The sequence below is a fragment of the Roseibium sp. genome, from assembly GCF_048260565.1.
Classification (GTDB): Bacteria; Pseudomonadota; Alphaproteobacteria; order Rhizobiales; family Stappiaceae; genus Roseibium.
The window spans coordinates 83,626-105,170 of sequence record NZ_JBLXGP010000001.1 but is presented as its reverse complement, the minus strand read 5'-3'; the positions used below and the strand labels follow the sequence as shown (position 1 = coordinate 105,170).

22 protein-coding genes are annotated in these 21,545 nt (G+C 59.8%); 6 read left to right on the top strand and 16 right to left on the bottom strand.

Annotated elements, in window-relative coordinates; genetic code table 11:
- Positions 1-11: 11 nt before the first annotated feature.
- Both ACN0SO_RS00510 and ACN0SO_RS00505 read right to left on the bottom strand, forming a co-directional pair.
- Positions 12-1,196, bottom strand: a complete 1,185-nt coding sequence (locus ACN0SO_RS00510) for a multidrug effflux MFS transporter (protein WP_417673417.1) — start codon at positions 1,194-1,196, stop codon at positions 12-14.
- A gap of 149 nt (positions 1,197-1,345) precedes the next feature.
- A complete protein-coding gene (locus ACN0SO_RS00505; protein ID WP_417673415.1) occupies positions 1,346-2,230 on the bottom strand; it encodes a DMT family transporter in 885 nt (294 codons plus the stop codon).
- Positions 2,231-2,918: 688 nt separating this feature from the next.
- Here ACN0SO_RS00505 and ACN0SO_RS00500 point away from each other — a divergent pair.
- Positions 2,919-3,377, top strand: coding sequence for a hypothetical protein (locus tag ACN0SO_RS00500; protein ID WP_417673413.1), 459 nt, complete (start codon positions 2,919-2,921; stop codon positions 3,375-3,377).
- Between the two features lie 19 nt (positions 3,378-3,396).
- Here the strand turns inward: ACN0SO_RS00500 and ACN0SO_RS00495 are convergent, their stop codons facing one another.
- Positions 3,397-4,869: a methyl-accepting chemotaxis protein gene (locus tag ACN0SO_RS00495; RefSeq protein ID WP_417673411.1), complete on the bottom strand. Its 1,473-nt coding sequence runs from the start codon at positions 4,867-4,869 to the stop codon at positions 3,397-3,399.
- 710 nt (positions 4,870-5,579) lie between these two features.
- Here ACN0SO_RS00495 and ACN0SO_RS00490 point away from each other — a divergent pair.
- The gene (locus ACN0SO_RS00490; RefSeq protein WP_417673409.1) at positions 5,580-6,080 is read left to right on the top strand and encodes a DUF4279 domain-containing protein; all 501 of its coding nucleotides are present in this window, start codon (positions 5,580-5,582) and stop codon (positions 6,078-6,080) included.
- Between the two features lie 99 nt (positions 6,081-6,179).
- Positions 6,180-6,545 (top strand): hypothetical protein, encoded by a 366-nt coding sequence (locus ACN0SO_RS00485; protein ID WP_417673407.1) that lies wholly within the window; start codon positions 6,180-6,182, stop codon positions 6,543-6,545.
- Between the two features lie 68 nt (positions 6,546-6,613).
- On the opposite strand, the gene ACN0SO_RS00480 is transcribed toward ACN0SO_RS00485, so the two are convergent.
- The 13 genes from ACN0SO_RS00480 to apbC all read right to left on the bottom strand — a co-directional run bounded on the left by ACN0SO_RS00480 (position 6,614) and on the right by apbC (position 18,621).
- On the bottom strand, positions 6,614-7,627 hold the full coding sequence (locus ACN0SO_RS00480) for a DUF6352 family protein (protein ID WP_417673405.1): 1,014 nt from the start codon (positions 7,625-7,627) through the stop codon (positions 6,614-6,616).
- Entirely contained in the window at positions 7,627-8,121 is a 495-nt protein-coding gene (locus tag ACN0SO_RS00475; protein ID WP_417673403.1) for a DUF6505 family protein, read from the bottom strand. Before ACN0SO_RS00475 ends, ACN0SO_RS00480 begins: the two co-directional genes overlap by 1 nt.
- A gap of 1 nt (position 8,122) precedes the next feature.
- Positions 8,123-8,908: a biotin/lipoate--protein ligase family protein gene (locus ACN0SO_RS00470; RefSeq protein WP_417673401.1), complete on the bottom strand. Its 786-nt coding sequence runs from the start codon at positions 8,906-8,908 to the stop codon at positions 8,123-8,125.
- Positions 8,909-8,929: 21 nt separating this feature from the next.
- Positions 8,930-9,121 (bottom strand): DUF6494 family protein, encoded by a 192-nt coding sequence (locus ACN0SO_RS00465; protein ID WP_417673399.1) that lies wholly within the window; start codon positions 9,119-9,121, stop codon positions 8,930-8,932.
- Between the two features lie 134 nt (positions 9,122-9,255).
- A complete protein-coding gene (locus ACN0SO_RS00460; RefSeq protein ID WP_417673397.1) occupies positions 9,256-9,423 on the bottom strand; it encodes a hypothetical protein in 168 nt (55 codons plus the stop codon).
- The gene (locus ACN0SO_RS00455) at positions 9,420-10,805 is read right to left on the bottom strand and encodes a c-type cytochrome (protein WP_417673395.1); all 1,386 of its coding nucleotides are present in this window, start codon (positions 10,803-10,805) and stop codon (positions 9,420-9,422) included. The genes ACN0SO_RS00460 and ACN0SO_RS00455 overlap by 4 nt, the downstream gene beginning before the upstream one ends.
- A gap of 9 nt (positions 10,806-10,814) precedes the next feature.
- A complete protein-coding gene (locus ACN0SO_RS00450) occupies positions 10,815-11,960 on the bottom strand; it encodes a formate dehydrogenase subunit gamma (RefSeq protein WP_417673393.1) in 1,146 nt (381 codons plus the stop codon).
- Between the two features lie 78 nt (positions 11,961-12,038).
- Entirely contained in the window at positions 12,039-12,245 is a 207-nt protein-coding gene (locus tag ACN0SO_RS00445) for a hypothetical protein (RefSeq protein WP_417673391.1), read from the bottom strand.
- Positions 12,246-12,360: 115 nt separating this feature from the next.
- A complete protein-coding gene (gene fdh3B / locus ACN0SO_RS00440) occupies positions 12,361-12,960 on the bottom strand; it encodes a formate dehydrogenase FDH3 subunit beta (RefSeq protein WP_417673389.1) in 600 nt (199 codons plus the stop codon).
- Positions 12,961-12,974: 14 nt separating this feature from the next.
- Positions 12,975-15,872, bottom strand: a complete 2,898-nt coding sequence (locus ACN0SO_RS00435) for a formate dehydrogenase subunit alpha (protein ID WP_417673387.1) — start codon at positions 15,870-15,872, stop codon at positions 12,975-12,977.
- An 89-nt stretch (positions 15,873-15,961) separates the two neighbouring features.
- The gene (locus ACN0SO_RS00430) at positions 15,962-16,153 is read right to left on the bottom strand and encodes a twin-arginine translocation signal domain-containing protein (protein WP_417673385.1); all 192 of its coding nucleotides are present in this window, start codon (positions 16,151-16,153) and stop codon (positions 15,962-15,964) included.
- A gap of 89 nt (positions 16,154-16,242) precedes the next feature.
- The gene (locus tag ACN0SO_RS00425; RefSeq protein WP_417673383.1) at positions 16,243-16,851 is read right to left on the bottom strand and encodes a TorD/DmsD family molecular chaperone; all 609 of its coding nucleotides are present in this window, start codon (positions 16,849-16,851) and stop codon (positions 16,243-16,245) included.
- Positions 16,852-17,439: 588 nt separating this feature from the next.
- On the bottom strand, positions 17,440-18,621 hold the full coding sequence (gene apbC / locus ACN0SO_RS00420) for an iron-sulfur cluster carrier protein ApbC (RefSeq protein ID WP_417673381.1): 1,182 nt from the start codon (positions 18,619-18,621) through the stop codon (positions 17,440-17,442).
- Between the two features lie 211 nt (positions 18,622-18,832).
- Between apbC and ACN0SO_RS00415 the strand changes: the two genes are divergently transcribed.
- From ACN0SO_RS00415 to ACN0SO_RS00405, 3 genes are all read left to right on the top strand, one after another.
- Positions 18,833-19,513 carry an SDR family NAD(P)-dependent oxidoreductase gene (locus tag ACN0SO_RS00415; RefSeq protein WP_417673379.1) on the top strand — a complete coding sequence of 227 codons (681 nt, stop codon included), beginning with the start codon at positions 18,833-18,835 and terminating at the stop codon, positions 19,511-19,513.
- A gap of 206 nt (positions 19,514-19,719) precedes the next feature.
- Positions 19,720-20,178 carry a BLUF domain-containing protein gene (locus ACN0SO_RS00410; protein ID WP_417673377.1) on the top strand — a complete coding sequence of 153 codons (459 nt, stop codon included), beginning with the start codon at positions 19,720-19,722 and terminating at the stop codon, positions 20,176-20,178.
- 180 nt (positions 20,179-20,358) lie between these two features.
- On the top strand, positions 20,359-21,531 hold the full coding sequence (locus ACN0SO_RS00405; protein ID WP_417673375.1) for a benzoate/H(+) symporter BenE family transporter: 1,173 nt from the start codon (positions 20,359-20,361) through the stop codon (positions 21,529-21,531).
- The last annotated feature ends 14 nt before the right edge of the window (positions 21,532-21,545 follow it).

Here is a 21,545-nt window from a genome sequence, read left to right as displayed (position 1 = left end):
TCTGCGCCCGTTCAGGCGCTCTCGCTGCCGCTGTCGAACGCCTTGATGGCGGCGACGCTCATCAGGGAAGCGATGACGCAGATGATCATGGTGCCCACCATCGGCCACGCGGTCGTGGGCCACATGGTGTCGGACAGCATCCAGGCGACGAGCGCACTGGCGACTGCGCCGGAGCCGATCTGTATAGAGCCGGCAAGACCGGACGCGGCGCCCGCCAGTTCCGCCTTCGCGCTGACGGCGCCTGCGACGGCGCTCGGCAGACAGATACCGTTGCCAAGCCCGACGAAGAACATCGGCACGAACAGCGCAAGGGGATGGCCGATATCCAGGATCAGGACCCCGCTGACGGCGGCAACCGCGATGGCCGGCAGGATGGAGCCGAAAACGATCATCCGCAAGACGCCGACCCGTTCCGCGATCCGCCCGGATATGAAGTTTCCGATGATATAGCCCCCGGCAATGAACATGAAAAAGAAGCCCATTTCGCCGGGCGGCATACCGAGAATATTGCCGGCGACGAAGGGCGCGCCGCCGAGGAAGGCGAAGTAGACGCATGAGGTGAAGCCGACGACCATGGAAAAGGCCCAGAACAGCGGCTCGCGCATCACCGTGCACATGTTTTGCCAGAGGACACCGAGCCCGCCGCCCGAGGACCGCTTGAAATTGGTCTCATGCAGATTGAACCAGGCGACCGCGAGCACGGCGACGCCAAGAATTGGCATGGTGTAGAAACCGCCCCGCCAGCCGTAGAACTGGTCCAGCAGACCGCCGACCACCGGGGCCAGCATCGGTCCGATCGCCAGCCCCATGGTGACGTAGCCGATCATGCTGGCGGCCTTGTCGCGCTCGTAAAGGTCGCGAACGATCGCGCGGCTCAGAACGATGCCGGTGCAGCCTCCAAGTGCCTGGAGGATACGGGCGGCGATCAAGGCTTCGATTGTCGGGGCCAGCAGGCACAGGACGCTGGCGAGCACATAGAGCGCCAGGCCCCACAGAACCACGGGACGACGTCCGAACCGGTCGGACATTGGTCCGAGAAGGATTGTCGACACGGCGATCGACACCAGGAACAGGGACATGGTGAGCTGGACCATACCGGCCGTGGTCTCGAAGGCGGTCACCATGCCCGCCATCGACGGCAGATAAATGTTCATGGACAGGGGGCTGATCGTGGAAATGGCGATCAGAATCCACAAGGACGGCGCCTTTGCGGGTCCCGTCCGTGCGGGGGAAGAAGCCTCGGTTTGGAATTCAGCGGTCATTAAAACTCAAATGGTCCGTTTCGTGTTCAGTTTCCGGAGGCCGGCGGAGTATACTGCCGGGACAACCGTAAATCGAAAGTTTTTCAACTGCGCGTCACAGGCATGCGGCTGAGCCGCTGTTCCCGGAAGAACGTGTAAATGCCCGTCGAGATGATGATCAGGATCCCGATTACCGTCAGAAGGTCCGGCAGATCGCCCCAGATCAGATATCCCAGAAGCAGAGCCCACAGGACCGCCGCATAGCGGAACGGCGCGACGACGGAAATCTCGCCGATGCGCATGGACATGATCAGGGACACATAGCCGACCACAATCAGTGTCGCGGCACCGGCCAGGTAAACGTAAACCTTCGGCTCCATCGGATGCCAGCCTTCGCTGACATTGAAACCGATCCCAAGGATCGTAACCGCCGCGATCGACGCCAGGGCGACCCCGAAGGTGGAGACCTCCCTTGGCATCCGCTGGGTCGCGAGATCCCGAACCGCCATGCAGATGACGCCGGCAAGAGCGCTCAGGGACCAGATGTTGAACCCGGCCAGTCCGGGCTTGACGATCAGCAGCACACCGATAAAGCCAATGCCGATGGCCGTCCAGCGGCGCCAGCCGACCGGCGCCTTGAAGAAGATCGCCGCACCGGCGGTGACCAGCAGCGGCATGGCCTGAAGGATCGCCGTCGAGTTGCCGATGGGCATGTGGAACAGCGCCGTCAGGTAAAACAGCGTCGCCATGGTTTCGGCAAGCGTACGGATGGCGACGGCCGGATGCAGCAGGCTGCGGATATGCCGATGCCCGCCGGTCGCAATGAACGCCGCGAGCATCAGGACGATGCTGAAGCCGCCCCGCACGATCAGGATCTGGCCGAACGGAAGATCGTCCGCGGACAGTTTGACCAGCGAGTCGTTCAAAATGAAACCGGCCGTAGACAGCGTCATTGCTGCGATCGCGCGGCCATTGTCGCGAAAGTCCAAGCTCATCTCCAGGGGAAGCGGTCGCCGAGATTTAATTAGTTCGCTTTCCTTATCATATGAAGCGTTCCGCGTGAAAGGCCGGATTGTGATGCGGTGCGATGGGATTGCGTTTCGTTGCAAACTCCAGACAGAATGCCCAAGTAGTATCTCTCGTATGGCCGCTACCGTGGAGAGCAACAGTCACGCCATGCGTGCGGGAGGGCGTATTGTCGAGAACGGAATATTCTTATCGATTTAGAGAGAAGGCCCCTCTTCTTAATGAAGAAGAGTGGCGGAAAGTCGAGAAGTTAATTGAGAAAGATTGGCGGTCCAATCTCAGGCGAATTAGGATAAACAAGTATCTCGCCAGACTTACAGGCTTTCGCCTACCTCGGCGCTACAAAGCCCTCGACCTTTACGGGAAAATGACGGGTTTCCCGCTTTATAATCCAAACGCCATTCACTGCGTCCGGATGGCGAACTACGGGTCCTTGTGCCCGAACTGCCAGAAGCCGTTCAGAACGCCGCGCGCAAAAATGTGTGCCGAGTGCGGCTATACCTTGCCGGAAGGAACGCTTGCCGGACCGCTTCTTGAACGGGACGATTGAACAACTCGTCCAAGTGACCGATCATCTTCCCATGTCCGGTAGATTCGCCCGGGTGCAGCGCCCGGTTTCCGGATCTTTCGGAGATCTCATGGGAGCGCGGCATGAAGCACGTTACCAGGTACGCCGAAGACACGTTGAACCGGATGTTTTCCCTGCCCGCCACCGGAGGAGAACAGGACTGGAATGTCGAGATCGGTGACGAAAACCGGGTCGAGGAATTTATTGCGCGGTATCCGGAGATCAGGCACGACGATGAACTGGCCTTCGGTCTGGCCTGGCTGATCGCTACCTCGTTCGATTTTCGAATATGGGACCGGATGTCGGAGATCGAACTGGACTTCTACGACATCATCGAAAACTGCCGCTTCGACGTGACGAAGGCCTACACGCACGAAGAACTCCTGCTATGGGAGGAGATTTCCGCCATCCTGATCGACAGGAAAGGCTTTTTCAAAGAGATCATCGAATATTTTTCGATCAATCACATCGAAAGGACAGCCTTCCCGAGCAGTCTGTTGTTCGGACACACCTTCCATTGGCAACTGGCCGATGAAAGGTGACATCCTCCGCCGGCAACCGTCAGGCAATGGAGCGTGAGGCGTCCCGTACCTTTTCTGTCGCGGCGTCTATCTGGGTCGTCGCGGTGGAAATGAACCGGATATTGTTGGTCACGACTTCCACACCCTGGGAAGCGCTTTGCATGTTGGAGGAGATCTCCCGGGTGACGACCGATTGCTCTTCCACGGCCGAGGAAATGCTCGTCGAAATGTCGCTGATCTGATTGATGACGTCCAGAATAGCCGAAATGGCGGCGACCGCATGTTCGGTCGTCCCCTGCATCGATTCAATCTGGCTGGAGATATCCTCAGTCGCCTTGCTGGTCTGGGAGGCCAGTTCCTTCACTTCCGAGGCAACAACGGCAAATCCCTTGCCGGCCTCACCGGCTCTGGCCGCCTCGATCGTTGCGTTCAGGGCCAGAAGGTTGGTCTGATTGGCGATATTGTCAATCAGTTCGACCACATGGCCGATTGTCTTGGCATCGTCTGACAATCCAACCATGATTTGATTGGACTGGGTCGCCTCTCCGACCGCCTTCTGGGCAACTTCCGATGCGGTTTGCACCTGCCGGCCGATTTCATGAATCGACGCCACCAGTTCCTCGGCGGCCGCGGCGACGGTCTGAACACTGGATGCGGTCTGGGTCGACGCCGTCGCGGATTCCGTCGCCTGCCCCATCACATCCGAGATCGCCTGCGCGATCTCTCCCAACTGGACGTCGATATCCTTTTGCACAGTTTCACGGCGCTGACGTTCCAGGATCTGATCGGTGATGTCGGTTGAGAACTTTACCACCTTGTAAGGACGCCCGGAGGAATCGAAAATAGGATTATAGGTCGCCTGAATCCAGACTTCCTTACCATCCTTGCCTATCCGTTTGAACTCGTCCGACTGGAATTTCCCCTCTGCGAGTTGGTCCCAGAATTCACGATAGGCTTCGCTTTCGCGGTAGCCCTGCTCGACAAACATGCTGTGATGCTTGCCGGCGATCTCGTCGAGGCGATAGCCCAACGCCTCCAGGAAATTGTCATTCGCATCCAGGATCGTGCCGTCCATTTTAAACTCGATCACGGCCTGGGATCTGCCGAGGGCTTCCAGCTTCGCGCGAAATTCCAGATTATCAAGCCGTTCCGCCGCATCGGCCCACTCGACGACGGTTCCAATACGCTTACCGCCCTTCCGGAGATGATTTGCGACCAGATCGAAGGACCGCTGCCCGATCGTGATGGTCGCGCGGTGGGTGGATGTCAGGCTGTCCAACAAGCCTCTTTGGTGCGCCGGATTCTTGTGAAAGATGTCGATCGACTTTCCCAGGAGCTGATCGGCACGGAAGTCCGGAAACATCTCACGGATGTCGTCTTCGGCTTCCTTCAGAAGCCCCAGAACCGCCTCATTCATATAGGTGATGTTGTAGTCTGCATCCGCTATCATCACATTCGCGGACAACTGATCCGCAGCCAATGAAACCAGCTTCGTCTTCGAACTTCCAAACATCACGCCCTCTTTTGCCAATCAGGATAAGCAATAAGACAGATGTATAATACTGTTCCTTAAATTTAGGTAACGTATAGGAAGTTTTTGGTACGGAGTAATACATATAAATATATGGTTGCATTTTTTACCGATACACCGAATATTGAATTATCGTTTTACTAGAACTCTTCCTTGACGCACAATCCGGTTTCCTCTGGTTCCGGATATCCGTTTACGAGATTGAAGCTCCCGAGTTGGCAACCGCTTTGCCCCCTTCGACAACCGGGTTTCGGTTGGGTTTATGCCAAGTCCACCGACCGGGTACATCGGGCGCAAACGTTTCACTTTGAGTAGCATGGCGAATGCATTTCGGTGGGACTGCCGGGGCTTCTGCTCGATCAGAATCTTGCCGAACGGAATATAATCCGCGGACCGTTTGACCAGTGGGTCGTTCTGAATGAATTCGGCCGTATTCTACGCCAGTGCCTCAACAACGCGGCCATTGTTGCGACAGTTCACGCTCATCTTTAAGGCAAGCGCCCGCCAAGATTATTTGGTTCGCTTTCCCGTCACATAATGCAATCGGATTGGAATGTGGTGTGGTGCGATAGCGTTGCACAACAGGGTCAAATCCGAACATTATTTCTATGTTGCAGCGCTCGCTGAGAGCGCTAACGTGGAGACTGACAGCCGTCTCCCAGACGGTAGATACATCAGCCGAGAAGCACGAATTGGCATCCGCATCGCATGATAAAAACAGTCAACCGCCAGCCTCTTCGCTGATGGTACCTTATAATGACAGCTACCAGACGTGTGAGCGGACAGTAGCCCAATTGCGGCTCTACTCGGGTGAAATAAGGCCTGCAGAAGTGACGGGATTGCTAGGGATCGAGCCGACGGAGTCGACGGAAGCCGGAGGATTGATCATTTCGAAGGAAACCGGAAGGCCTCGCCTCACAAAATACAATGCATGGTTCTTGTCTTCCGAAAATATCGTGAATTCGAAAGACTTGCGCAGACACCTGGACTGGCTCCTGGATCGCCTGGAAGCCTGCAGCGAAGCGCTGCACGAACTGCAAACCCGAGACGGCGTACAGATGCAGATTTCCTGCATATGGTGGACGGCCCATGGCGGCGGCGGACCCGTTCTGTGGCCGTCACAGATGGAAAGAATGGCCCATCTCAATCTGGAATGCGGATTTGAGTTTGCCGACTACAGCGGAGATGAATAGTCCTCATCATCTGAGTAGAAGCTGACTTCCAGGAAAGACCCCTACCCTCAACTCGCCGAAGCCAGCGGCTGATTGTTCAGCCTGATCATGGAGAAATAATTGGACAATCTACCGATTCAATTCGTAGAGGAAGCCAAGGCGATAAACCCCAGGGAAACGCTCAATACACCGGCCAGTGAGATAATGTTATTTGGGGGCATGTTCGCCGATAAGTTGCTGAAGAACCGCTATTTCAATGTCGTCGTCAAGAGTTCAGACGGCCAGTATTTTTCAATCCCTTTTTCTGAGGTGACGGACTCCGAAATTCCCATCAAACACCTGGAACACGCGGGCAAACCCCTCGCCCAGCTAGTCGATTCAATGACATTGGAAAATGGCATCGTGTGTCTATTCTACTGGGAAGGCTTTGTTTCGAGATTTGATAGTCAAAACATGAACTTCCTCGAGCAGGAATATACCAAGTGATTTGTTTCGAAATAATGCGTGATTCCTAAATCAACCTGCACCCGAACCGAACTAATTCGCCTTCCCCCTCAGCTCTCCGAAGCCAGCGGCAGGTTGACCAGCAGGTTCTGCGGTTTCATGCGGATTTTGTAGTCTTGTGACATGGCGAGGCCGAGCCAGACGGGTTTGCCGCGCAAGTCGGCGCGCATGTCGGTGCGGTTTTCGAAGTCAAGGCGGAAGAGGCCGAGGATGCGCATGTTATCGGCCTCCGACAGCGGTTCCTCGTTGAAGAGCGCGTTCAGGATCGCGGTTGCATCGGCATCCAGGCCGATGTGCCAGGACCAGTGTTCGTCGCGGATGCCACGGACCGGCTGGATGCGGACCTGCACCTGATGGAAATGGCGGATCCAGGCTTCGAGAACCCGGGCAAAGGCATCCGGGCCGGGCTGGGTGAAGCGGAAATCGAGGGCTGTGTCGAACCGGTCGGAACGGTCCCAGTAGATCTCCGCGTTTTCCTCGCTCAAGACGTCAAGTGCGACCTCTCGCATCGGCGTACCGGATTCCATCAACAGCGCGCCGAGGCCGCCGAGGCCACCGGTTTCCGACATCATCTCGACGATCTCCGCATCCGCGATGGTGACGGTTCCCTCATTCAGGGTGACCACCTGTTCGCGGAAGAACAGTTCGGCCGCGCGCAGGCGCAGCGGCTCCTGGCAATTGCGCAGGATGTTGCGCAGGATCAGGTGAACCAGCTGATCGAGAAAGACCGGGGGAACCGAGATGGTGCCTTCGCGGAACAGGGCCGAATAGGCGCCTTCCACCGTCTTGTTCTTTACCAGGTGATCGCGGAAGGCCAGCACGACGCTGTAGTTGTCCGCCGTGTCCCGATCCTGGATTTCCTGCAGCTCGCCCTCGCCCACCGCAGCGAAGGGATCGTCCATCAGGCGTTCGAACAGACGGTGCTCAACGGCACAGGATTCCTCGACCGGATGGATTTCGGGCCGGGTGAGATAGGCGCGCAGAAGGTCCGGCGTCACGAGCAGCCAGCCGTTCTTTTCGCGTTCGACCAGATGATAACCGGCGGATTTCCAGAAAGGGGGCATCAAGGCTCCTCTACCACATCCCAGATCCGCGCGTGCGGCTTTTCTCCAGGCGGCGTCACGATATGAAAACTTTCGCGGATCCGGCCGTCTTCGCCGATCTCGCGTTTCAGGGCGAGCAATGTATTCAACTCAAGCCCATCCGCCAACTCACGGCCAAAGGCAATTTCCTCTTGCGCTGCCTCGCGGGCGGCCACTTCGGACGGAGCTCCGTAATGGTCCAGAAGATGGCCGGTCAGCAGGCCGGTGCAGGCGTCGACATCTTCGTCCCGGGCGTCGGCCACGCTGACGAGCGTCGAAAAGCCGAAAGACCCGAGTGCCAGAAAGCCGCTGACGAAGGCCTGCCGCTCCTTGCCCGTCAGGTCCGCCGGATCGCCGAACTGGCCGTGGGCGAAGACGAAGCTGCCGGGAATAGCCCAGTCGTTCTCGGCCGCAGCACGGGGAAAGACATGGCTGTCCGACTGGTCGAAGCGGATGGCTCGCAGGAATCGCGGCACGTCAGATCTCCGTGACCGAGGCGAGCGGCCGGGCGGTCCGATCATCGTCCAGATGATCGGCGACGTTCAGGATCCGGACAGGTGCCCCCTCCCCGTCTTCCTTGAGGAGCAGGTTGCCGCTCTCGTCCAGCCCGGTGAAGGTTCCCTGCAAGGCGCAGTCGTTCGTCAGAACAGCGACCTCCTCCCGGTAGCCGTCGCAGCGGAACAGCCAGGCCTCATGCACCGGTTTGAATCCGTCCACCTCCCAGCGATGGACCCAGGTCAGAAAATGGCGGGAGAGCGACTCCAGCCCGGCAAGGGCATCCAGCTCCACGGCGCCCTCGTCCCACAGGGTCGTGCGATCCGGGGTCCGGCCGGGCTCGTTCCTGTCCCTCGGCGTCAGCGCCAGCCGAAGCGCGACCGCCATCCAAAGGGGCGCCCCCTCCGCGTCCTCTTCGTCGCAGACAACCATGCGGGCCTCGCCCAGACGGGCACCATTGGCATAGACGGCATGGGGCCAGCGCCAGGTGATCGCCAGCTCCGGCGGGCACAGCGCGCCTATAGCATCGGCCATGGCGGTCATGGCGACGAACAACATCTCCTGCACCCGCGCCCGTTCCACATCCGGCTCCAGAAGGACCGCACAGGAGATTTGCGTTGTGTCGCAGGACCAGAACAGATCGCCGGCCTCCCCCGCACCGCGCTGCGCCGCTTCCACTGCGGCATCCAGCGGGTCGATCGGCGGCACCACCGGGCGGCTTGTCAGCAGCGGCGGAAAGGAAGGATCGAAACTCAGGGCTACGGTCATGAGGTGATCGGTATCCTTGGCCTAGTCCAGATCGATGCGTCCCTTGACCTCGTGGACGACACCTCCCCCCTCGATGGTCAGGGTCATTTTCGTATCGAGATGACCGCCCTTAAGACCCGTCTTGCGGACATGCTCCTCGATAGCCTGTTGCGAAGTCACGCCGACCTGCTTGAGGAACTTGCGCATGGACATGTTGAAATTGTCATTGATCATTTTACGATTCCTTCCCGTATCCAACCCGTCCTTTCTGCGAAAGTGATTCAGGTTGTTGAGAGGCTGATTCAACCACCTTCGGAGCTGATTCACAAAGGCGCTGCAAGAGATTGATTATGTAACGTTTTTTCGGCTCACTCGTGTTCGCCGGGCCGTTCGCCCATACCGGGATCGAGACGGACCGCATCGTTGCCGGTCGTGTAGACGGCCATGGAGGAATAATCGAGTTCCCTTGTCAAAACGAACCAGGCGGCCACGCCGATCACGGCCATGGCACAGATCCCTGAGATGAAGGCTTTCATTGGGCGGTTCCTCCGGATTGGGTTTGCGGGCCGTTCGGATCGGTGGCCCGTTTCAGGAAGGCGACGAGTGCGTCGCGATCCTCGACAGTCTTCAGCCGCTGCAGCGGCATCTTCGATCCGGGTGTCACCACATCCGGACCGTGATCGAAAAGATCGGAAATCGTTTTTTCGTTCCAGACGAAGTCGGCATCCAGTAGCGCTTTCGAATAAGGGTAGCCCGGAAGCGTGCCGACCTTGCGTCCGAAGACGCCGTAGAGCGTCGGCCCGGCCCGGTTGCCGCCGTCAGGCGTCAGGGTGTGGCAGACGGAACATTTGCGGGCGAATTGAAGCTCGCCCGGATCGTCCGTGTTGGTGACCTGGAACCGTCGGGGGAAATCCACATCGACCGGCTCGAACGGTTTGCGCGGCGAGATCTGCCAGACATGGATCTGGTCGTCGAGGCCGACGTGGAACAGCTTCTTGCCGTCAGCGGAAAAATCCAGCCCCCAGACCGGACCGTACGGGTTTTCAAATTCCTCGAGCAGTTCGAAGCTTGGCAGATCGAACACACGGATCACGCCATCGCCACCGCCGCTTGCCGCCCGTTTACCGTCGTGGGAAATCGCCAGGGACAGCACGGGCCGCAGGTGGGGCGGCAGCACCTTCACCTCTTCGCCGGTCGCAATGTCCAGAACGCCGACCTTGCCGTCGGTTACGCCGAACAGCAGCGTCTTGCCGTCGGGCAGCGCCTTCAGTGTGTTCACGCCCCAGCCGAAGTTATAAAGTTCGCGCTCAAGAGCTCCGGATTTCAGATCGAACTGGCGGATGCCGCCGTCGTAGGAGCCGGTAAAGAGCTTGTCTCCATCGCGCGAAAAAGCGACGGCGTTGACGTTGCCGCGATGGCCGGTCAGGGTCGAGGCCTGACGCGGCGGATCGGCGGCGATGTCGTAGACCCGCGCCTCGTTCTCCCAGGAGGCGACGGCGACATAGCGTTCGTCGGGCGACACGTCGAGGCTCAGGACCTTTTCGCCTTTTCCCGAAAAACGGGACAGGACCGCCCCGGTCTTGAGATCCCAGAGGATCAGGTCGCTGTCGTCGGACACGGTCACGGCCCGATCACGGCCAAGAAAGCGGCCGTCGTTGACGGCTGCGTTGTGGCCGATCAAGCGTTCAGGCGTCGGCTCCCCTTCCCCGCCGGGCAAGGTCCACACGATCGCCGAATAATCGAAGGAGGTCGACAGCAGGCGGTTTCCCGAGCGATCCAGGCTGACGGATTTGACCGGACCGCCATGGCCTGCCAATCGCTCCGGCCAGCCGGCCAAAGCTTCGTAGGCAGGCACCACCGGCGCCGCCAGGGTCGCAATGATCATCGCAGCGGGCCAGAGCCGTGGCGCCTTTGCCATGACACAGTCCTATTCAGCCGGTTGCGGCGCGCCCCCGGACCCGGAGGCCTTGTGGATGTCGGCCTGATGCTCCTCCACCCAGATGGAGTGATGTTCCTTCGCCCAGTTGAGATCGACCTCACCGGAGCCCATGGCATCGAACGCGCCTTCCATCCCGATGGAGCCGATGTAGATATGGGCCAGGATAACGCAGACCATGAAGACGGCCATGATCGAATGCCAGAGCGTGTTGAGTTGCTGCTCCTGCAGTGCCGTCAGCGCCGTCGGAAGTTCCGTACCGAAAATCAGGTTCACCTTTTCAAAGGTGTCTGCAAAGAAATGGGTGCTGAACGGGAACAGCAGGGCCCAGCCCGACAGGGACAGGGACACGCCGCCGATGATCACAAGCCAGAAGATCACCTTCTGGCCGGCATTGAACTTCTTCGCGGGCGGATGCAGCTTCTTTGAAAAGATGCCGCCGCCCTGGATGATCCACTTGATGTCGGTTCGGTCCGGCAGGTTGTGGCGCACCCACATGACAAAGATCATCGCAAGGCCCGCCATGAAGGCGAAGGCGAGATAGTTATGCAGGTACTTCCCCATCTGGGTGATAAAGCCGAAGGCGCCGTCGCCGATCACCGGTTTCAGGACGTATCGGCCATAGAGGATGTTCAGCCCCGTCAGGCCGAGGATGATGAAGGAGACGGCGAGCATCCAGTGGCCGAAGCGTTCCACCGCCTTGAAGCGGGTGATGGTCTGGTCCGACTTTCCGTGCTCGATGCGTATGCGGCCGCGAATGGCGTAGAACAGACCGAGGAGAACGATGGTGCCGAGCAGCGCCCAGCTGGCATAGAGCGTCAGCGGTCCGTTGCGGAACGAGCGCCAGGCCTCGCCTTCCGACTGGACCAGGGTCCCCGCCTTCTTGTCGGGAATGGAGACATTGCCCTGCAGGCCGTGGCGCACCGCGCGCCAGTAGTCGGAATCGGACGTCGTGCCCAGCGTGTCGCCGGGAACCATGCCGCCGGACGGGCTTGCCTCCGGGGCCGTATTCGGTGCGAGCGAATTCTGTGCCGCGGCCGGATTTCCGGCGAGCGCCAAGACGATCATTGCAAAGGCCAGAAGCGGCACCAGACCGCGCGAGCCGAAGTGTTTCATGTTTTTCCGGTTACAGATCATCTGGTCCTCCTGATGCCTCCTCCGCGTCCGGGTTTCCGTCCTCCGGTTGCGCATGGGGCTCGCAAGCCTGTTCGCCGATCAGAACTTCTGCTGTTCGCCACGGAAGCGTAATTCGCGGCGCTGCTCGTCGCTCAACCCGGTATCCGTCTTGCCTTCATATTGGCCTTTTTCCAGCTTGATCGGCCTATTTTCTTCCTGTTCGCGGCATCCGGCAAGTCCGGTCAGGGCGAACAGCGCACCGACCAGGACCAAGCGCCCCGCCGTTTTGATGGATTTGGAAATCATCGACCCGAATTCCCGACTTCTGTCTGCGGTTCCGTTGCTGTCAAGGCAGAGAACGGAGACGACTGGTCAGCCGCCTCCGTCCTTTATCGTTCAAGCTATCCGCCAAGGGATGCTTTTAGAAGTTGCCTGCCTTCTGGCTGTAGGCCGTACCCCATCCCCAGGCGCCGGAACCGAAGCCACGGGCGACCACGCGCTCGCGATAAATCGCGGAGACCACGTCGCCATCACCGGCAAGCAGGGCCTTGGTGGAGCACATTTCGGCGCACAGCGGCAACTTGCCTTCCGCAAGACGGTTACGGCCGTACTTCTGGAACTCGGCCGCGGAGTTGTCTTCTTCCGGACCGCCGTTACAGAAGGTGCACTTGTCCATCTTGCCGCGCGAGCCGAAGTTGCCGGCCTGCGGATATTGCGGCGCGCCGAAGGGGCATGCGTAGAAGCAATAACCGCAACCGATGCACAGGTCCTTGGAATGCAGCACCACACCTTCGTCGGTCTGGTAGAAGCAATCCACAGGGCAGACGGCCGTACACGGCGCGTCGGAACAGTGCATACAGGCCACCGAGATGGACCGTTCGCCCGGCTTGCCGTCGTTGATGGTCACCACCCGGCGGCGGTTGATGCCCCAGGGCACCTCGTTTTCGTTCTTACAGGCCGTGACACAGGCGTTGCACTCGATGCAGCGTTCGGCGTCACAGAGGAATTTCATTCGTGCCATGAGTTCTCCCTCCCTTAAGCCGCGCGCTCAATGCGGCACAATGTTGCTTTTGTTTCCTGCATCTGGGTGACGCTGTCGTATCCATAGGTCTGGGCCGTGTTGGATGCTTCACCCAGGACGTAGGGGTCTGCCCCGGTCGGGTACTTGCTCCGCAAGTCCTCGCCCTGGTAGTGACCGCCGAAGTGGAACGGCATGAAGGCCACGCCCTTGCCGACCCGCTCGGTCACCATGGCCATTACCTTGACCTTGCCGCCTTCCGGTCCGTGAACCCAGACCATCTCCCCGTCGCGAATGCCAAGATTGTTGGCATCGGTCGTGTTGATTTCCACGAACATGTCCTGCTGAAGCTCGGCCAGCCACGGGTTGGACCGGGTTTCGTCGCCGCCGCCTTCGTATTCGACGAGGCGCCCGGAGGTCAGGATCATCGGGAAGTCCTTGGAGAAGTCGTTTTCCTGGATCGACTTATACATGGTCGGGACGCGCCAGAAGGTCTTGTCTTCATAGGTCGCGTATTTGTCCAGGAGATCCCGGCGGTTTGTGTAGAGCGGCTCGCGGTGCAGCGGCACCGGATCCGGGAAGGTCCAGACCACCGCACGGGCCTTGGCGTTGCCGAACGGCGCACAGCCGTGCTTGATCGCCACCCGCTGGATACCGCCGGACAGGTCGGTCTTCCAGTTGGTCTTGTCTCCGGCCACGGCTTCGATGGACGCGCGTTCTTCGTCGGTCAGATCGCCGTCCCAGCCGAGGCTTTTCAGCATCGCCATGGTGAATTCCGGATAGCCGTCCTTGATTTCCGAGCCTTCCGGCCAGGAGCCCTCGGCCAGAAGGTTGTCGCCGTTTCGTTCCACCCCGAAGCGGGCGCGGAAACACAGGCCGCCTTCGGCAACCGGGATCGACGGATCGTAGAGGTTCGCCGTTCCCGGATGGCCCATTTCCGCAGTTCCCCAACACGGCCAGGGCATGCCGTAGAAATCGCCATCGCACGGACCGCCGTTCGCCCGCAGGCTGGTGCGGTCGAAGGTGTGCTGGTTCGCCATGTGCAGCTTCAGCCGCTCCGGCGACTGGCCGGTGTAGCCGATGGTCCACATGCCCCGGTTGAACTCGCGGGTCACGTCCTCGACCAGCGGCTCCTCGCCATTGACCTCGATGTTCTTGAACATCTCGTCCGCGAAGCCGAGCTTCTTGGCGAGCTTGTACATGATCACGTGGTCCGGCAGGGATTCGAACAGCGGCTCGACCACCTTCTCGCGCCACTGGAGGGAGCGGTTGGAGGCCGTCACCGATCCGGAGGTCTCGAACTGTGTCGAGGCCGGAAGCAGATAGACGCCGTCCTTGCGGTCGGACAGGATCGCGGACATGGTCGGATAGGGATCAATCACGACGAGCGTGTCGAGCTTCTCCATCGCCACCTTCATATCCGGCAGACGGGTCTGCGAGTTCGGCGCATGCCCCCAGAACACCATCACCTTGGTGTTGTGCGGCTGCTGCAGCTTGTCCTCATCCTCAAGCACGCCGTCGATCCAGCGGGACACCGGAATGCCCTTCTCGTTGATCATGGCGACGTCCTTGCCGTCCGCACCCTTCATGGTGGCGAAGCGGCCGCGGATGTACTCGACATCCACGTCCCAGACACGCGCCCAGTGGGCCCAGGATCCGTCGGCAAGGCCGTAGTAGCCCGGCAGGGTATCTGCCAGAACGCCGAGGTCGGTCGCGCCCTGAACGTTGTCGTGACCGCGGAAGATGTTGGTGCCGCCGCCGGCCTTGCCCATGTTGCCGAGCGCCAGTTGCAGGATGCAGTAGGCGCGGGTGTTGTTGTTGCCGTTGGTGTGCTGGGTGCCGCCCATGCACCAGATCACGGTGCCCGGACGGTTGTTGGCCAGCGTCCTGGCAACGCGCTTGAGCTGCGAGCCCGGCACGCCGGTGACACGCTCGGTTTCTTCCGGCGTCCACTTGGCGACTTCGGTCTTGACCTCATCCATGCCCCAGACGCGCTGGCGGATGAATTCCTTGTCTTCCCAGCCGTTGTCGAAGATGTGCCACAGAATGCCCCAGACGAGGGCGACGTCCGATCCGGGACGGAAGCGGACATATTCGGAGGCGTGGGCCGCCGTGCGCGTGAAACGCGGATCGCAAACGATCAGCGGCGCATTGTTTTCTTCCTTCGCCTTCAGCACATGCAGCAGTGATACCGGATGCGCCTCGGCCGGATTGCCGCCGATGATGAAGATGGCGCGCGAATTATGGATGTCGTTGTAGGAGTTGGTCATCGCGCCGTAGCCCCAGGTGTTGGCAACACCTGCGACCGTGGTCGAGTGACAGATACGTGCCTGGTGGTCGACGTTGTTCGTGCCGAAGAAGGCTGCGAACTTGCGCACCAGATAGGCCTGCTCGTTGCTGTGCTTGGCCGATCCCAGCCAGTAGACACTGTCCGGACCATCCTTCTCGCGCACATCCAGGATCTTGTCGCCGAGTTCCTCGATCGCCTGATCCCAGGAGATGCGCTCCCACTTGCCGTTGACCAGCTTGGTCGGATACTTCAGCCGGCGCTCGCCATGGGCGTGCTCACGCACCGAAGCGCCCTTGGCACAATGGGAGCCGAGATTGAACGGGCTGTCGAAACCGGGTTCCTGACCGATCCACACCCCATCCTTGACCTCGGCCAGTACCGTGCAGCCGACGGAGCAATGGGTGCAGACGGACTTCTTGATATCGACCTTGCCGGCGGTCGCCGCCTGGGCCTGGGCCTTCTGCACCATGCCCCCCGATGCCGCCGAAAGGGCGGCCAGGCTGCCGGCAGCAACACCGGACCGGCGGAGGAACGTCCGACGATCCATTGTGGTCGCGCCAAAGTCAGCCAGGGCAGATGAAAGCCGGCCGCGCCGCGCCACACCGCTTGTCTTTTTTCTGAGCATTCTTGTCTCTCCCTCGATCGGAACCGTGAAGGACAGCCGTCCAGCCAATTCCCCGAACCGATCCACCGCGTCGCAGACCGGTTAATTGTTCAGAACCGTGCGGTTTCGTAAGCTTTCTTTACGTGATCGGTTTCCCGATATCCGCTTCCGCCCTGCTCGACCGCTTCAGCCGCCTCAGCGGAACCGGTCACGACCGTCGCACCGCTTGCCAGAGCGCCAAGACCGGCGAGTTTCAAAAAGTTCCGCCGTCCGCCGGCGTCCTGCTCTTTCCTGTCCTTCATTCTCTCTCTCCAACTCTATTCTTACTCGTTGCCGCCTCAGGTCCGACCGACCAATGGTACGGCTGTTTCTTGTCCTGCCGTTCAGCGGCCTATCGGGCCATGCCGAAGGCCTCATCCTCGACAGAAATCAGAATCCCGCCGAGCACCCCGACGGCGGCGTAAAACGCATTTGTCTGCGAGGCAGCCAGATCCTTGAAGAAATGCCCCGCCCACGAACCGATATGTTTCTGGAAGAACGCCTTCTGCTCCGAAAGCGTTGCCGGTTCTCCGAACTCGCCGACAATCATGCCTTCCATCATCTGCATCAATGCAGCGATATGGTCCTCCGGCTCGCTCACGCCTTCGGCGCGTTCAATGCCAAGCCCGGCCATGCTCGTCCTGAGGTCGGCGAGCGGCTTCTCGTGAAGGAAACCGGTCAGATAATAGGATGCATAGGGTACGAACTCGCCGCGCCCGAGACCGATGAAAAGATCCTGATAGGCGCGCTTGAGACTGCTGGCGTCCTCGGTCCGGGCAGCGGCAGCCAAACGACCGATCGCATCCCCGACCGGCGTATCGTCGACAGTCAGCGCGCGGATGGACGCAATTTCCTCTTCGGACGGCGCTGCCTGCATCAGCCTGCCCAAGAATCCATAAAGGACGGCCCGGTCGCTGTCCTCCGGCGCGATCGATAGTTCCTGAGACGTCATTTGCGACATCTATGCGTTCTCCCTCAGGGTAAGATCATCGCTCTGATCCTGACGGCCCGCAAATGAAATCAATACTGCGCCGCAATATTAAACCGCTTTAAGTCACTTTTCATTTCTGTTCTTCATTTTTTCGAAAATAAAACTACAAAATGACACTAAAAGTGAAATCATACCGCATCGCATCAGAACGCGCGCGGATCCCAGTCGGGTGCCGAAATGCCGATCCGGCCGGAATCCGGAGTGGAATCGTCGGTTCAGAACTGACTGGATTCAGTTTTGCTCAGCTATAATACATTCATTATTCTGAATTTAATCCAGCGCATAACTATATTTTTCCCTTATATATCATATGCTTACGGAATTTTTAGCGGCAAATCCAGGCTTTCGCTGGGAGTTGACGAAAACTACACTACGGACATTTTCAGAGCGCTCGAACAGCCGCTCAACCCACATCATGCTGCGCTGCAAAATAACAATTTGAAAAAGACCTTTTCGCCCAGAAAAAAACTGCTCCCGAGCCTCAACTTAAAAGAGCCGCCTCAGAGGAAGGCGGCTCTTTACGCAGAGATAGAAAGTCCGGGCAGGATCCGGACCGTATTATTCGATGACGATCTTCGGGGTTGCCCGCTGCTCATCCCCCGTGTAACGGGCGATTTCGGCCATGACCTTCGCCGCAATCTCCCGGTAGACCTTCGCATGGGGACCGTCGGGATCGGAAACAACGACCGGCGTTCCGGCATCCGACGTTTCGCGGATCTGCATGTCGAGCGGCACTTCGCCAAGGAACGGCACGCCGAGCTTTTCCGCTTCGGCCCGTGCGCCGCCGTGACCGAAAATATCATGCCGGCCGCCGCAATCGGGGCACAGGAAATAGCTCATGTTTTCAATGATACCCAGGACGGGAACATCAACGCGTCGGAACATGTTGAGCCCCTTGCGCGCATCGATCAGCGCCAGATCCTGTGGCGTGGAGACAATCACTGCGCCGGCAAGCGGCACCTGCTGGGCCATGGTCAGCTGCGCGTCGCCGGTTCCGGGCGGCATATCGACCACCAGAACATCGAGGTCACCCCAGGCGACCTCGCGCAGCATCTGGGTCAGCGCCGAAATGACCATCGGGCCGCGCCAGATCATCGGCGTGTCTTCCTCGACCATGAAGCCCATGGACATGACTTTCACACCATAACCTTCCAGCGGCTTCAGGATCCGTCCCGAAACCGGCTCAGGCCGCCCGGTCACCCGGAAAAGACGGGGAACGGACGGGCCGTAAATGTCGGCGTCGAGCACCCCGACCTTGAGGCCATTGGCCTGCAGCGCCAAGGCGAGATTGGCCGTGGTTGTCGATTTGCCGACACCACCCTTGCCCGATGCGACGGCGATGATGTGTTTGACGCCGGGGACACCCGGCTTCTGAACCGGCTGCTCCGGTGCCTGCTGTTGGGCGCGCGCCTGCATGGGTGGCGGTACGCTGCCCACCTGCGCCTTGGATGGCGCAGGGCGCACCGGCGCTGCGCCGGAGCTGCCCGCCGCCTTTTCCGCCGTCAGAGCGACCATGGCGGTCTCGACGCCCGGAATTTCCTTCACAACCTTTTCCGCGGCCTGACGTAAAGGTTCCAGCGCCTGGGCACGGTCGGCCGGCACGGTGATGGAAAAGGCAACCCGGCCATCGGAAACGAAAATTTCCGACAGAAGGCCCAATGAGACCAGATCTCCTTCCAGATCCGGCCCCTTGACCTTGGACAGCCGCTCCAGCACTGCCTTCTTGATTTCTTCGCTCATTCCGTTGCCCCGGTTCGCGTCTCAATTCCGATGGCCGCTACTCGGCCTTCACATGTGCGCATAACGTAGTCACCCATATTGGGGCGTCAATGGAAACCGGAAAGGCTTTGCCGGTGCATGGGCAAATCACCTCGTCACGGGTAGCCTCCATCGGAGAATCGCAGCATGACTTTCCAAGCAAGGCCTTCCCTTCCCGAGCGAGACACTTTCCATGACCACGATCCTCATCACCGGCGCCAATCGCGGTATCGGCTTCGCGCTTGCCAAGGCAGCGATCGAAAAAGGCTGGACCGTCTACGGTTCGGCCCGCACGCAGACCCAGGCGAATGACACAGCAGCGAAGCTCGGGGCGACTTTTCACCCCCTCGCCTTCAACGTCACCGACCATGATGCCATCCGACGGGCCTCGGACAGTATCGAAGAGCCTATCGATATCCTGATCAACAACGCCGGTATTATCGGGCCTGACAGGCAGTCCACGCTGGACATGGATTTTTCGGGCTTTGCGGAGACCCTCGCCATCAACACGCTGGCCCCGCTCGCCGTCGCGCAGGCGTTTTTGCCGCAGATTCGCAAGGCAAAGCACGGCCGGATCCTGACCGTCTCCAGCCAGATGGCCTGGATGGGCTACGGGAAGTCGGACCGGATCGCCTACCGGGCCTCCAAAGCAGCCGTCAACAAGGTGATGCAGGGGCTTGCCACCGACCTGGAAGCGGACCAGATCGCGGTCGCGTTGATCGATCCGGGCTGGGTTCGCACCGACATGGGCGGAGCGGCAGCCGATCACGAGGCAACCGATGTCGCAGAAGGCATCGTCCGGATCGCCGACCGCCTGTCCATGGACGATACCGGAAAATTCTTCAAATGGTCGGGTGAAGAGCGTCCGTTCTAGCTACCGATCCAGCACCACAACCGAGGCAATCAAACTTTCGAACAGGCAAGCATTCGGGGAAATCCGTAACGATCCGGCAATGCCGCCGTAAGGTTAGAAAGTTATAATGACTTTCCTTGCGTGGAATTCAGTCGAATTTTCATAAAATTTGAACGAATTGAGGCGCAGGCTCGAAACATCGGGACGTCGATGGGAAGAGACGAGCCATGCATTTATATCGTGTTTGTTACCGGTGCCGGATCGATTGGGGAGTTCTGTCGCGGTCGCTTTCGGCAGAAATCGAGAGAAGCCTGTCGCGTATCCGTCGCATCAACCGCCGATCCGGTGTGACCGGCGCCCTGTTCCTTGCCGACCAGCACATCGTTCAGGTTCTCGAAGGCGATCCGGGGCCCGTGCTCGACACGGTCTATTGCGTCCTGACCGATCCGCGCCTGAACACGCTGGAAGCCATCTTCCAGGAACCGGCCGAAGACCGGCTTTTTCCCAATTGCCTGATGTTTTTCCGCGATCTGACCGATGGTGTCGACGCGGCGCTCAATCCGGCCCTGAAGCCGCTCCTGGAAAACACCTCGGAGCTCACGCGTGAATCGGCCCTGGAAGCCGTCGAGCACTATTCGTTGGAGTTGCTTGAAGGTCGACTGACCAACACAATGCTGATGATCTGAGACCCGCGGTTTCGTTCGGCTTGTGAACGCCGGATCGTCAATCCTGTTCGGGCCTGCCCGGGTCCGGCTTCGCGCATCCCGTTTTTAAGATTTTTTTAGCGTGGCTTTCGCGACCGCGTCGGTTAAGGATGGCTCTTCTCTCTCCTCAGCCCCGTTCCCACATCCTTTCCGTTTTTCATCATGACGCTTTCGCCTCCGTCGCTGCAAACCTTTTCCGCGGGTCTTCTGGCCTCCATCGTCGGCACCGCCAGTTCCTTTGCTGTGGTCGTCCAGGGCCTGCTTGCCGTCGGCGCCAGCTCGGATCAAGCGGCGAGCGGCCTGATGGCATTGTCCATCGCCATGGGCGCTTGTGCGATCGTGGCGGCCCTTACCACGCGCATGCCGATCAGCATCGCGTGGTCGACACCGGGGGCTGCCCTGCTTGCGACCGGCGGCGCGGTCGAAGGCGGCTTTCCGGCGGCCGTAGGCGCTTTCATTCTGTGCGCGCTCCTGATCATTGCAGCCGGCCTGTTCCGGCCTCTGGGACGGGCCGTGGCCGCGATCCCCATGCCGCTTGCCAATGCCATGCTGGCAGGTGTGCTGTTCGGCCTGTGCCTGGCGCCGGCCCGCGCCATCGGCGAGTTTCCGGCCGAAGCCCTGACCATTATCGTCGTCTGGGCACTCGCCTTCCGCTTCCGGCGGCTCTACGCCGTCCCGCTCGCCGTGCTGACGACTGCCATCCTGATCTATGTCACCAGTGATCCGGCCCAGTTCGGAGGCCTGAGCGTCCTGACACACCCGGTTTTCGTCATGCCGGACTTCACTGTGGGTGCAGCGATCGGGATCGGCCTGCCCTTGTTCATCGTCACCATGGCGTCGCAGAACATTCCCGGAATGGCCGTGCTTTCGGTCAACAACTACTTCCCTGACGGTGGCCGGCTGTTCAGCCTGACCGGCGTCTTCAGTCTGCTGGCGGCCCCCTTCGGCGGGCACGCGGTCAATCTGGCCGCCATCACGGCCGCCATGTGCGCCGGAGAGGATGCCGACCCGGATCCCAAACGCCGTTACTGGGCCGCCGTGTTCAGCGGGTTTTTCTACATCCTGTTCGGCCTCGTCGCGGCCGCCGCCACCACATTCATCGCAGCCGCACCGCCGGTCCTGATCGAGGCAGTGGCCGGCCTTGCCCTGATCGGCGCCTTTGCCAATTCGCTCATGGCCGCGACTAAGGAAGCGGAAACGCGGGAAGCCGCCATCCTCACCTTTCTCATAACAGCTTCGGGGTTAAGTTTTTTCGGCGTGTCCGGGGCATTCTGGGGGCTGATTGCCGGCGGGGCCTTCATGGCGCTGATGCGGTTCAGGCGCAGCGCGCCGTAATCATCTTGCCCAAG